12 protein-coding genes are annotated in these 12,471 nt (G+C 66.6%); 4 read left to right on the top strand and 8 right to left on the bottom strand.

Annotated features, from left to right (window positions below; all coding sequences use genetic code 11):
• Positions 1–59 precede the first annotated feature (59 nt).
• The 3 genes from upp to AC1DQR_RS25740 form a co-directional block, all read right to left on the bottom strand.
• On the bottom strand, positions 60–710 hold the full coding sequence (gene upp, locus AC1DQR_RS25750; RefSeq protein WP_416047882.1) for a uracil phosphoribosyltransferase: 651 nt from the start codon (positions 708–710) through the stop codon (positions 60–62).
• A 114-nt stretch (positions 711–824) separates the two neighbouring features.
• On the bottom strand, positions 825–1,763 hold the full coding sequence (locus tag AC1DQR_RS25745) for a Bug family tripartite tricarboxylate transporter substrate binding protein (protein WP_416050446.1): 939 nt from the start codon (positions 1,761–1,763) through the stop codon (positions 825–827).
• 221 nt (positions 1,764–1,984) lie between these two features.
• Complete coding sequence (locus tag AC1DQR_RS25740; RefSeq protein ID WP_416047883.1) at positions 1,985–3,139, bottom strand: acyltransferase family protein; 1,155 nt, start codon at positions 3,137–3,139, stop codon at positions 1,985–1,987.
• A 325-nt stretch (positions 3,140–3,464) separates the two neighbouring features.
• On the opposite strand from AC1DQR_RS25740, the gene AC1DQR_RS25735 reads away from it, so the two are divergent.
• The 4 genes from AC1DQR_RS25735 to AC1DQR_RS25720 all read left to right on the top strand — a co-directional run bounded on the left by AC1DQR_RS25735 (position 3,465) and on the right by AC1DQR_RS25720 (position 6,814).
• Complete coding sequence (locus AC1DQR_RS25735) at positions 3,465–4,502, top strand: DMT family transporter (protein ID WP_477134027.1); 1,038 nt, start codon at positions 3,465–3,467, stop codon at positions 4,500–4,502.
• 1 nt (position 4,503) lies between these two features.
• On the top strand, positions 4,504–5,292 hold the full coding sequence (locus AC1DQR_RS25730; RefSeq protein WP_043344562.1) for an SDR family oxidoreductase: 789 nt from the start codon (positions 4,504–4,506) through the stop codon (positions 5,290–5,292).
• Between the two features lie 71 nt (positions 5,293–5,363).
• A complete protein-coding gene (locus tag AC1DQR_RS25725; protein ID WP_416047885.1) occupies positions 5,364–5,765 on the top strand; it encodes a methylglyoxal synthase in 402 nt (133 codons plus the stop codon).
• Between the two features lie 74 nt (positions 5,766–5,839).
• Positions 5,840–6,814, top strand: coding sequence for a quinone oxidoreductase family protein (locus AC1DQR_RS25720; RefSeq protein ID WP_477134026.1), 975 nt, complete (start codon positions 5,840–5,842; stop codon positions 6,812–6,814).
• Positions 6,815–6,845: 31 nt separating this feature from the next.
• On the opposite strand, the gene AC1DQR_RS25715 is transcribed toward AC1DQR_RS25720, so the two are convergent.
• The 5 genes from AC1DQR_RS25715 to AC1DQR_RS25695 all read right to left on the bottom strand — a co-directional run bounded on the left by AC1DQR_RS25715 (position 6,846) and on the right by AC1DQR_RS25695 (position 12,329).
• Positions 6,846–7,139: a YkvA family protein gene (locus AC1DQR_RS25715; protein WP_043344566.1), complete on the bottom strand. Its 294-nt coding sequence runs from the start codon at positions 7,137–7,139 to the stop codon at positions 6,846–6,848.
• A gap of 243 nt (positions 7,140–7,382) precedes the next feature.
• Positions 7,383–8,528, bottom strand: a complete 1,146-nt coding sequence (locus tag AC1DQR_RS25710; protein ID WP_253930153.1) for a BMP family ABC transporter substrate-binding protein — start codon at positions 8,526–8,528, stop codon at positions 7,383–7,385.
• Positions 8,529–8,709: 181 nt separating this feature from the next.
• The gene (locus AC1DQR_RS25705) at positions 8,710–9,630 is read right to left on the bottom strand and encodes an ABC transporter permease (protein WP_150986294.1); all 921 of its coding nucleotides are present in this window, start codon (positions 9,628–9,630) and stop codon (positions 8,710–8,712) included.
• A gap of 16 nt (positions 9,631–9,646) precedes the next feature.
• Positions 9,647–10,747, bottom strand: coding sequence for an ABC transporter permease (locus AC1DQR_RS25700; RefSeq protein WP_416047886.1), 1,101 nt, complete (start codon positions 10,745–10,747; stop codon positions 9,647–9,649).
• Positions 10,740–12,329: an ABC transporter ATP-binding protein gene (locus tag AC1DQR_RS25695; RefSeq protein WP_477134025.1), complete on the bottom strand. Its 1,590-nt coding sequence runs from the start codon at positions 12,327–12,329 to the stop codon at positions 10,740–10,742. The genes AC1DQR_RS25700 and AC1DQR_RS25695 overlap by 8 nt, the downstream gene beginning before the upstream one ends.
• Positions 12,330–12,471 lie beyond the last annotated feature (142 nt).

The following is a 12,471-nucleotide window of genomic DNA, read 5'->3' as shown; positions in this document are numbered from 1 at the left end:
CAGACAGCGTCCGTACTGGGTCCGGATTCTGGGATTGGCCCCGGGGCGGGCAGTAAAACTCAGTTCTTGGTGCCGAACAGGCGGTCGCCCGCGTCGCCGAGGCCGGGGATGATGTACGCGTGCTCGTCCAGGTGGCTGTCCAGCGAAGCCACGAAGAGCTTGACGCCCGGATGTGCCTTCTGAAACACCTCCACGCCTTCCGGCGCTGCCACCAGCGCCACGAACGTAATCGCATCATCCTTGACGCCGCGGCGCTTGAGCACATCCACCGCATGCGCGGCGGAGTAGCCGGTGGCGACCATCGGGTCGCACAGGATGAAGCTGCGGTCTTCCACGTCGGGCAGGCGCACCAGGTATTCCACCGGGCGGTGCTGGTCGTCGCGGTAGACACCGATATGGCCGATGCGGGCCGAGGGAATCAGCTCGACCAGGCCGTCGCTCATGCCCACGCCGGCGCGCAGCACCGGCACGATGGTGAGTTTCTTGCCGGCGATCACCGGCGCGTCCAGCCCCACCAAGGGCGTCTCGATGCGGCGCGTGGTCAGCGGCAGGTCGCGCGTGATTTCATAGCCCATCAGCAGCGTGATCTCCCGCAGCAGCTCGCGGAACGTGCGCGTGGAGGTGTCCTTGTCGCGCATATGGGAGAGCTTGTGCTGGATCAGCGGGTGATCGAGGATGTACAGCTTGGGGAAACGCGGATCTTGCTTCATGGCGGGTAGTCGGCAGGAGTGGGCGCGAGGGCCCGTTGCAGCCGGATTGTAATGGATGCGGAGCCGCGCGCCCCCGGCGATCCTTCCGCCGCAAGCGCGCAGCCCCGCCTGCGCTCAATCCACCGAGATGCTGGCGCTCTTGGCGACCTTGCCGAACTTCTCGTACTCGGACAGCGTCAGCGACTGCAGGTCAGCCGCGCTCGAGCCCTTGGGGTTGAAGCCCGCCTGCCCGAGTTTGTCCTTCACGTCCGCATTGCCCAGCGCCGCGATGAAGGCGGCATTGAGTGCCTGCACCACCGGCGCGGGTAGCCCTGCCGGGCCGTACACGCCGAACCACGGCTCGACGGCGTAGCCCGCCAGGCCGGCCTCGGCCAGCGTCGGCACGTTCGGCAGCGCTGGCGAGCGGCTCTTGCCGGCCACCGCCAGCGCGCGCAGCTTGCCGCCCTGGATGTGCGGCAGCGAGGCGGGGAGGTTGTCGAACATCACCTGCACGTGGCCGCCCAGCATGTCGTTGATGGCCGGGCTGCTGCCCTTGTATGGCACATGGGTCAGGCCCGTTTGCGTCATCTGCGAGAACATCGCGCCCGCCAGGTGCATGGACGTGCCGGTGCCCGCGGTGGCGTAGGTCAGGCCGGGATGGGCCTTGGCGTAGCTGACCAGCTCGGCCACATTCTTCACCGGCAGGCTGTTGCTGACTTCCAGCACGATGGTCGAAGTGCCAAGCAGGCTGACCGCGGTGAAATCCTTGCGTGGGTCGAACGGCACGTGCTTGTAGATATGCGGGTTCAACGCATTGGTCGAGATGGCGCCGAAGCCGATGGTGTAGCCGTCCGGCGCGGCCTTGGCGACCGCCTCCATGCCGATATTGCCGCCAGCGCCGGGGCGGTTCTCCACGACCACGGGCTGGCCGAGTTTCTCCGCTACCTTCTGGCCGACCGTGCGCGCCACGAGGTCGGTGGTGCCGCCAGCGGCGTAAGGCACGATGAAGCGGATTGGCTTGACGGGGTAATCGGCCGCGCTGGCGGCCGAGGGCAGCCAGCCGCTTGCGAGCATGGCAACCGCGGCGGCGATCAGCAGCGGGCGGGTGGCGGTTTGCTTTTTGGCTGGAACGGGAATGCGCGAGGAAAGATTAGCGAGGGGTGCTGCCGTCATGAATGCTCCTGGTTTTTCTTATGCGGCGCGCGTTTGACGCGCCGACCGGCGAGCTTACGGCAGTTTCAGGCTGGCGGCCAGGGTTGCCAGCCAGGCAGGCTAGCCAGGCAACGGCATGGCGGCTAGATATTCTGCCCGCGCTGCGCCGCCGGCAGCGCCGGGCGCCCGAGCAGGCCGCGCACGCGCTGGGTATTGCGCTCGAACACCCAGTAGACGGCAAAGGCATAGGCATAGCAGCCCAGCAGGACCAGCGCGGCCAGGCCCAGGCTGCCGGCGCTGACAGGCAGACGGACCTTGACCAGGGCCGCGGCGATGAACAGGGCCAGCGGGAAATGCGTCAGGTAGAGCGAGTACGAAAACCCGGACGCCAACGTAGCCAGGCGCGACAAGCCGGCGTGGCCGATGCGGATGCGGGTCGACAGCACGGCCAGCAACAGCACGAAGAAGCCCAGCGCGACAGCGGCATCGGCGTACGGCTTGTGCTTGGTCAGTGCAATGGCGGCCAGGAACACCAGCAGCGCCGGCAGCACCAGCCACTTGCGCCGCGCGATCGTCGCGATCTGCGCCAGCCGCGCTTCCAGGGCTTGCGCCAGCACGCCCAGCAGCCAGAACAAGAAGCCTTCGACCAGGCCGTGGAACAGGCCCATCGTGACCAGCGCCGCCAATACGCACAGCAACACCTGCGGCGTGCGGCGCAGGTGCCAGGCGCCGTATAGCGCAGGGAACCAGAGGTAGTACCAGAATTCGTTGGCCAGGCTCCACAACGGCCCGTTGGAGCCATAGGTATCGCAGGCAAGGGTTTGCAGGAACGCCGCGTTGCAAACCAATCCCGCGACGCCGAGGTTATGCGAGATATCGATCTGCTGGGCCGCGTTGCCCTCGGTGCCCTGGTAGAACGGCCCCCACGCCAGGTGGATCCCGGCACTGTCCCAGAACAGCCCGAGCAGCAGTGCGGGCAGCAGTACGATCCATAGCCGCGTCATGCGGTCGGCCAGATAACCGCGCCAGGTCCAGTCGCCACGCGTCATCTTGCGGCGCACGGTGCCGCCCACCAGGTAGCCCGAGAGCAGGAAGAACACGATCACGCATTCGTGGCCGACGCTGCACAGCGCATAGAACAACTGCAGCGCCACGCCGGCCGCGCCGCCATGCGGCCCGCTCGCCGCATAGTCGACGATGACCAGCGCCCGGACATGGCCAAGGCAGACCAGGCCCGCGGCCAGCGCCCGGATCAGGTCCAGTACATCGTATTGCTTGCTTCGGTCCGTGCCATCCACGACCAGTCTCCCGGTTCCGGCTCGCCAGGGCTGCGGTTGGCACAAGGCGGCACGCAGCGCGGGACTCTCCTTGGCAGAGCTTAGCCGGGCGGTTACGGCGTGAAGGTGCGCCGTCCCACATAGCGAAAGCCGAGGCACGGGAAGCAGGCACCGCCGCCATTGGCACTGCATGGGTTGGGGCACGCGGGTTGGGGCACGCCGCCCAACACCTGTGCGCAGCACAATGTGCCTCGGATGCAGTTGCCTCTTTTCGAATACAATGGCTCGCGTCCCTGGCGGGCCGCCCGCGTCCAGCGGCGCGCGGCCCCACTATCCGGCTTCTCCCTTGTCTGCATCCCAACTTTCCCGCACCGTGCCTGCCGCCGAGCCGGCAGCGCAGCGCGCCGGCCTGGCCGTGGCTGCCGTCGGCGCCATCCTTTTTTCCGGCAAGGCGATCGTCGCCAAGCTGATGTACCGCTACCAGGTCGATGCGGTCATGGTCATCAGCCTGCGCATGCTGTTTGCCGTGCCGCTATTCATGGCGATCGGCTGGTGGCAGTCCCGGCGCCTGCCGGCGCTGTCCTGGGCCGATCGCGGCCGCATCGTGTTCCTCGGCATCATCGGCTACTACCTGTCCAGCTTCCTCGACTTTCTCGGCCTGCAATACATCACGGCCGGGCTCGAGCGGCTGATCCTGTTCCTCACGCCGTCCTTCGTGCTGCTGGCCAGCGCCGTGCTGTTCAAGCGGCGCATCAGCTTGCGGCAGTGGCTGTCCCTGGCGCTGGCCTATATAGGCATCGTGCTGGTTTTCGCGCATGATCTCGACGTGAGCGGCGGCCAGGTGTGGCTTGGCGCCGCGCTGGTGCTCGGCAGCGCACTGACCTACGGCATCTACCTGATCGCGTCAGGCGAATTGGTGCAGCGCATCGGTTCGTTGCGGCTGGTGGCCTATGCGATGTGCGTTTCCACCGCGTGCTGCGTGGTGCAATATCTGGTGCTGCGCCGCCCGCTGGCGGAGCTGCTGCAGCCGGCCCCCGTGATGTGGCTTTCGCTAGTCAATTCTGTGTTTTGCACGGTGCTGCCGGTGTCGCTGACGATGGTGGCGGTGGCGCGCATCGGCGCGCCGATGGCTTCGCAGGCGGGTATGCTCGGACCGGTATCCACCCTGTTCCTGGGCTTCTGGCTGCTGGGCGAGCCGATCACCGGCGTGCAGCTCGCCGGCAGCGCGCTGGTGATGGGCGGGATATATTTGCTGTCGGCGCGCAAGGTGGGCAAGAGCGGGGCCGCGGGCAAGGCCCAGGCTGCTCGTCGCGGCGGCAAGGCGATGGATACGCTGGATAACAAGCAGGCGGGTGGCCGCCTCGATGACACAAGGAGTCGATGAGATGGATCTAGGATTGCGCGGCAAGCATGCGCTGGTGTGYGGCGCCAGCAAGGGCCTCGGTTTYGCCTGCGCCGACGCGCTGGCTGCCGAAGGCGTGGATGTGGTGATCGTGGCGCGCGGCGCCGAGGCGCTGGAAAAAGCCGCGGCGGACCTGCGCGCGCGCCACGGCCGGCGCGTGATGGCGGTCGCCACCGACATCACGACCCCGGCTGGGCGAAAGCTGGCGCTGGAAGCCGTCGCCAAGCTGGGCGACCTGGACATCCTGGTCAACAATGCCGGCGGCCCGCCTCCGGGCAATTTCCGCGACTGGGACCGCGATGCCTGGCTGGCAGCGATCGACGCCAACATGCTGACCCCGATCGAGCTGATCAAGGCCACGGTGGACGGCATGATCGCGCGCAAATGGGGCCGCATCGTCAACATCACCAGCGGCGCCGTGAAGGCGCCGATCGATGTGCTCGGCCTGTCCAACGGCGCGCGCTCGGGCCTGACCGGCTTTGTCGCCGGCCTGGCGCGCGAAGTGGCGCAGCATGGCGTGACGGTGAACAACCTGCTGCCCGGCCCGTTCAATACGGATCGCCTCTACAAGACCATGGAAGGCGGCGCCAGGCAGGCCGGCCTGTCGATCGAAGAAGTCTCGAAGCGCCGCGCCGCGCAGAACCCGAGCCGCCGCTTTGGCGAGCCGGCCGAGTTTGGCGCCACCTGCGCCTTCCTGTGCAGCCGCCACGCTGCTTACATGACCGGGCAGAATGTGCTCCTCGACGGCGGTGCCTACCCCGGTACGTTCTAAGCGACTGCCGCGGGCGTTTTCCGGCCGGGCCATGCGGCCCGGTTTCTCCCTGATTGGCCAGGATGATGCCGATGACTCCCCCTCGTATTGCGCTGATTGCGCACGACCACAAGAAAGATGACATCGTGGCTTTTGCTGGCCGCCATCGCGATTTCCTGTCACGTTGCGAACTGCTCGCCACCGGTACCACGGGTGGCCGCCTGAGCGACGAAATCGGCCTGACGGTGACGCGCATGCTCTCCGGCCCCTGGGGCGGCGACCTGCAGATCGGCGCGCAACTGGCCGAAGGCCGCGTGGGCGTGGTGATTTTCCTGCGCGACCCCATGACGCCGCAGCCGCACGAGCCCGATATCAATGCCCTGGTGCGCGCCTGCGACGTGCACAACGTGCCCTGTGCCACCAATGTGGCCACCGCGGATCTGCTGATCGCGGAGCTGCGGCGGATGTACCCGGAGTCAGCCGCGTCGGCCTGATGTATTTCGGCACCAACGCTTACCAACACGTACCAGCACATGCCAACACGCAGCAACTGGAAAAGGAGCGAGACATGAGCAAGGCCATCCGCATTTTCGAGACCGGCGGCCCCGAGGTGATGCAGTGGGTTGACGTCGAGGTGGGGGATCCCGGCCCCGGTGAGGTGCGCGTGCGGCACGAGGCGGTCGGCCTCAACTACATCGACGTGTATTTCCGCACCGGGCTGTACAAGCAGCCGCTGCCGGGTGGCCTCGGCATGGAAGGCGCCGGCGTGGTGGAGGCGGTTGGCGCCGGCGTGGGGCACCTGAGCGTGGGCGACCGTGTTGCTTATGCAGGCCGTCCCACTGGCGCCTATGCGCAGGTGCGGGTCATGCCGGCCGATATCGTGGTACGCCTGCCGGACGCCATCTCGTTCGAGCAGGGCGCGGCGATGATGCTGCAGGGCCTGACCACGCAGTACCTGCTGCGCGACAGCTACCGCGTGCAGGCAGGAGACACCGTGCTGCTGCACGCCGCAGCGGGTGGCGTTGGCCTGATCGCCAGCCAGTGGCTCAAGGCGCTGGGCGCCAACGTGATCGGCACCGCCGGCAGCGATGAAAAAGCCGCGCTGGCGCGCGCCCATGGGTGCGACCACACCATCGTCTACACGCGTGAATCCTTCGTCGACAAGGTCAAGGAAATCACCGGCGGCAAGGGCGTCGCCGCGGTCTACGACTCGGTCGGCAAGGACACCTTCAACGGCTCGCTGGATTGCCTGAAGCCGCGCGGCACCATGGTGGTGTTCGGCAATGCATCCGGCCCGGTGCCGCCGTTCGATCTGTCCGTGCTGGGCAACAAGGGCTCGCTGCGCATCACGCGGCCAACGCTGATGACCTATGTGGTCCATCGCGAATTGCTGGAGCCGATGGCGGCCGAGCTATTCGAGATGGTGACCAGCGGCCGGGTGAAGATTGAAGTCCGCCAACGCTACGCGCTGGCGGATGTGGCGCAGGCGCATCGCGACCTGGAAGGCCGCAAGACCACTGGCACGACCGTCCTGCTGCCCTGAAGCGCAAGCCTGGTGCGAGCCGCCTGGCCTGCTAGCGGGCTCGCACCGTCTGGGCGCCGGCGCGCGCCTCGGCCTGCCGCAACACGTGCGCGGGCAGGCGCCTGAGGATGAAGTGCACCGCCAGCGGGATCAGCACCACGTCGTCCATCAGGCCAAGGCCGGGGATGAAGTCGGGAATCAGGTCAATGGGCGAAATGGCGTACAGCACCAGGCCTAGCGCGGCCGGCTTCAACCAGCGCGGGGCGTCGGGATGGCGCAGCGCGTACCACAGCAGGCGGCCGTCGCGCCGCACCAGGGTCCACAGCGCCGAAAATCGTTTCCACATGAGAGGCCTCCTTCATTTTCCACAAATGCCAAGCGGCGTGGGCGATTGCGCCACTCGCAGATAGCTTGGGCCAATCTTCGGCGCTTCAAGTTCCGCGGGGCGTTCAGGTGGGGGAGGGGTGACCCGAAGGACATCCAGTGAAGGACGTGCAGGGCAGGTGGCGGGGCGCGAGAAGCACCACGCCACCGTGCCGGCAGCGCTGCGAGCGCAGGCTGCCGGCAACCGCTAAACCGGCGCTGGCGATCAGCCCGGGATCTTGCCTTCCACGCCTTCGACGTAGAACTTGACGCCGTGCAGGAAGCCGTCGTCGGCCGCTTGGTCCTTGGCCAGCTGTTCCTTGCCGGTGTTGTCCTTGAGCGGACCCTTCCAGATCGGAGCCGAGCCGTCGGCGATGCCCTTCTTGCGCTCTTCCACCAGCGCCTTCACGTCATCCGGCACCACGGCGTTGAAGCCCTTCAGGTCGATCATGCCTTCCTTGACGCCCCACCACGTGGTGCCGTTCTTCCACTGGTTAGCCAGCACGTCGCCGACCACCTTGTTGTAGTACACGCCCCACGAGATCACCGAGGCGGCCAGGTGGGCCTTCTCGCCGAACTTGCTCATGTCGCTGTCCCAGCCGAATGCGTACACGCCCTTTTCCTGCGCGGTCTGCACCACGGCGGCGGAGTCGGTGTTCTGCATCAGCATGTCAACGCCCTGGCCGATCAGCGTGGTTGCGGCTTCGCGCTCCTTGCCCGGATCGAACCACTTGTTCACCCACACCACCTTGACGGTGGCCTTGGGGTTGACGCTGCGCGCGCCGATGGTGAACGAGTCGATGTTGCGGATCACCTCGGGGATGGGCACCGATGCCACCACGCCCATCTTGCCGGTCTTGCTCATCTTGCCGGCGACCACACCAGCCAGGTAAGCGCCTTCATAGGTGCGCACGTCGTACTGGGCCAGGTTGTCGGCGGTCTTGAAGCCGGTGGCGTGCTCGAACTTCACGTCCGGGAATTCCTTGGCGACCTTGAGCATCGATTCCATGTAACCGAAGCTGGTGCCGAAGATGACCTTGTTGCCTTGCGCAGCGAGATCGCGGAACACGCGTTCGGCATCGGCGGCGGATTCGGGCACGTTCTCGACGAAGGACGTCTTCACCTTGTCGCCGTATTTCTCTTCCACGGCCTTGCGCCCGGCATCATGGGCGTAGGTCCAGCCTGCATCGCCGACCGGGCCGATGTAGACGAAGGCGACCTTGAGCGGCTCGGCCTTTTGCTCGGCGGCGGGAGCGGAGGCCGGAGCCGCGCTTTCCGCCGGCTTTTCGGCTTCTTTCTTGCCGCAGCCCGCGAGAGCCAGCACGGCGGTGGCAGCCAGTGCGGCAAGGGTTTTCCTGCGCGTGACGATCATGATTTCTCCTTGTAATGACCGGGGTACTGAGTACCGATGTTTTGATTAAGGTTGCAACTGTGGCTCTGAACAACGAGGGAATGAAGCCTGAAGTCTCTGACGGACTTTATAAAAGCAAAACAAAAACAGAAAACACGGCGCTGCCCGGCGCGGCGCCGGGCAGGCACGGCAACAGGATCGGTCAGGCGGCACCGGGGCGGAACGGCTTGCCCAGCGAGGCCGGCATGTTCAGGCGGATCCACGCCGGGTTGCGCGAGATCAGCGCCAGCACGACGATGGTCGCGGCATAGGGCAGCATCGACAGGATCTGCGATGGCACCGATACACCAATGCCCTGCAGGTAGAACTGCAGGATGGTGACGCCGCCGAACAGCCAGGCTCCGGCCCAGACGCGGCCCGGGCGCCAGGTGGCGAAGGTGGTCAGCGCCAGCGCGATCCAGCCACGGCCGGCCACCAGGTTTTCCACCCACATCGGCGTGTACACCAGCGACAGGTAGGCGCCGGCCAGCCCGCAGCAGGCGCCGCCGAACAGCAGCGCGCCAAAGCGGATCAGGCGCACCGGATAGCCGAGCGCATGCGCGGATTCCGGCGATTCGCCGATCGCGCGCAGCGTCAGCCCGGCGCGCGTGCGAAACAGGAACCACATGATGGCGCAGCACAGGAACAGGCTGAAATACACCATCCAGTGCTGCTGGAAGAAGGCCGGCCCGAAGAACGGAATATCGGCCAGCCAGGGGATCGACTTGGCCTGCGACGGCATGGCAAAGCCCACAAAGCGCTGGCCCATGAATGCCGACAGCCCGGTGCCGAAGATCGACAGCGCCAGGCCGGTGGCGACCTGGTTGGTGGCCAGCACCAGCGCCAGCCATGAGAACAGCGTGGCCATCAGCATGCCGGCCAGCGCGCCGGCGGCAAAGCCGATCAGCGGCGACTGGGTCTGGTAGCCGACCATGAAGCCGAACGCGGCGGCGACCAGCATCATGCCTTCGGCGCCCAGGTTGAGCACGCCGGCGCGTTCGTTGATGAGCAAGCCAAGCGCCGCCAGCAGCAACGGCGTGCCGGCGTTGATCGCGGTGGCGATAAGAGGGGCGAGTTGTTCCATGTCTTGGGGGTTCCGCTCAGGCGGCCTTGGCGCGCCAGCGCAGGCGGTTGTCGATCAGCGTATCGCTGGCCAGCAGGAAGAACAGCAGCATGCCCTGGAACACCGAGCCCAGCGCAGAAGGCAGGCCCAGGCGCGACTGAGCCATTTCACCGCCGATATAGAACAGCGACATGACGATGCCGCCGAACACGGTGCCCACCGGATGCAAGCGGCCGACGAAGGCCACGATGATCGCGGTGAAGCCGTAGCCGGGCGAGATCGAGGGCAGCAACTGGCCGATCGGGCCCGTGACTTCGAACGCGCCTGCCAGGCCGGCGGTGCCGCCGGAGATCATCAGTGCGCTCCACAGCGAACGGCGCGCCGAGAAGCCGGCATAGCGCGCCGCCGCCGGGGCGGTGCCGCCCACCTGCAGGCGGTAGCCCGCGAAGCTGCGGAAGATGAAGACGGTCATCAGCACCACCAGCACCAGCATCACCACAAAGCCCGCGTGCAGGCGCGAGCCCGACATCAGGTTAGGCAGCAGGAACTCGGAGGAGAACACCTTGGACTGCGGGAAGTTCATGCCGTTGGGATCCTTCAGCGGCCCGTTGACCACGTACAGCATCAACTGCTGCGCGATATAGGTCAGCATCAGCGACACCAGGATCTCATTGGCGTTGAACTTGTCCTTGAGCGCGGCGGTGAGCGACGCCCAGAACATGCCGCCGACCACGCCGGCCAGCGAGGCCAGCACCAGTACCACGGTGCCATTCACGCCATTGCCCGGCACATCGAAGTACAACACGGTGGCGCCGGCGAAGATGCCGCCGACGATGAGTTGGCCATCCGCGCCGATGTTCCAGATATTGGCGCGATAGCACACTGAAAGCCCGAGCGCGCACAGTACCAGCGGCACGGTCTTGAGCAGCACCTCGCCGATGGCGCGGCGGTCCTTGAGCGGGTCGATCAGGAATACCTTGAGCGCGGCCACCGGATCCTTGCCGAGCAGCAGGAACAGCAGCGCCCCGAAGGCCAGCGTCAACGCCAGCGCGATGAAGGGCGAGGCATAGGCCATGCGGCGCGAGGGCAGCCCGCGCGGTGCCAGCGACAGCGGTGAGCGAAGGGGGAAATCAGCCATGGTGCACGGCCTCCTCTTGTTCGCGCCGGCCGCCTGGCCCACCTTCCCAAAGACCGCTCATCCACAGGCCCACCTGCTCTCGCGTGGCGTCCTGGGTCGGAATCGACGGCGACAACCGGCCCTTGGCGATCACGTGCAGGCGATCGCAGATGGCGAACAGTTCGTCCAGTTCTTCCGACACCACCAGCAAGGCGCAGCCGGTGGCCTTGAGCGCCAGCAGCTCGTTGTGGATCTGCGCCGCGGCGCCCACATCCACGCCCCAGGTCGGCTGGGCCACGATCAGTACCTTCGGGCCGCTTTCGATCTCGCGGCCGACGATGAATTTCTGCAGATTGCCGCCCGACAGGCTCTTGGCCAGCGCGTCCGGCCCGCTGGCCTTCACGCGGAAGCGCCCGATCACGGCCTGCGCGAGGCCGGCGGCGGCCTTGGGCGAAATCATGCCGCGCTGCACATAGGGCGCGGACTGGTGCGAAAGCAGGATATTCGCGGCCAGGCTCATGCCCGGCACGGCGCCACGGCCGAGGCGTTCCTCGGGCACGAAGGCCAGCCCGGCACGGCGCCGCTGGCGCGCGTCCAGCTTGCCCACCGGTTTGTTGTCCAGCGTGATGGCATCGCGTGCGGCGCGCACATCCTCGCCCGACAGCGCCGCCAGCAATTCCTGCTGGCCATTGCCGGACACGCCGGCGATGCCAACGATCTCGCCGGCGCGCAGGTCCAGCGAGATGCCGGCAAGTTCCGTCGCGAACGCATGCGAGCGCGGCAGCGAGAGTCCGCGCACCGCCAGCCGGCAGGCGCCGGGCTCGGTCTGCACGCGCGCCTCGCGCGGCGGCTCGCCGCCGATCATCAGGCGCGACAGCGAGGCCGCGCTTTCCTGGCGCGGATCGCACACGCCGGTGACACGACCCATGCGCATCACGGTGGCGCTATGGCAAAGCTCGCGGATCTCGTCGAGCTTGTGGCTGATATAGAGGATGCTGGTGCCTTCCGCCGCGAGCTGGCGCAGCGTGATGAAGAGGGTCTGCACCGCTTGCGGCGTCAGCACGGAAGTTGGCTCGTCAAGAATCAGCAGTTGCGGCTTGGCCAGCAGCGCCCGCACGATTTCCACGCGCTGGCGCTCGCCGACCGACAAGGTGTGCACATGGCGGTTCGGCTCCAGCGGCAGGCCATAGCGCTGGGCGGTCTCGCGGATCTGGTCGGCCAGCTGCTTCATATTGGTGCCCGCATGCGGGCTGCCGGCGGCCGTCTTGCTGCTCCGGGGCAGGCCAAGGGCGATGTTTTCGGTCACTGTCAGCGTATCGAACAGCGAAAAGTGCTGGAACACCATCGCGATGCCCAGGTTTCGTGCATCGTGCGGATTGTGGATCGCGACGCGCGCACCGTTGAAGTGCATGTCGCCGGCGTCCGGCTTGACCGCGCCAAAGATGATTTTCATCAGGGTGGACTTGCCGGCGCCGTTCTCGCCGAGCACGGCGTGGATTTCGCCGGGGGCGACGACGAGGGACACGTCGTCGTTGGCGGTCACGCCGGGGTAGCGCTTGCTGATATGGGCAAGCGCCAGCCTTGGGGTTGTGCTTAAGGTCACTGAGGCGGCTCGAGTTGTTATGGCAGCAACGTGGATCAATGTTCGTTATGTATCGGGCAGCACCTGCGGCAGTGCGTGGGGCAGGATCGCCGTTACGCATTGCAGCAACCATCACTGGGCGGTGATGCCGTTTATTAACCGT

The organism is Cupriavidus sp. 05L411 (assembly GCF_056398045.1).
Note: the sequence above shows the minus strand (reverse complement) of the source record. Positions and strands in the feature narration are given on the sequence as shown.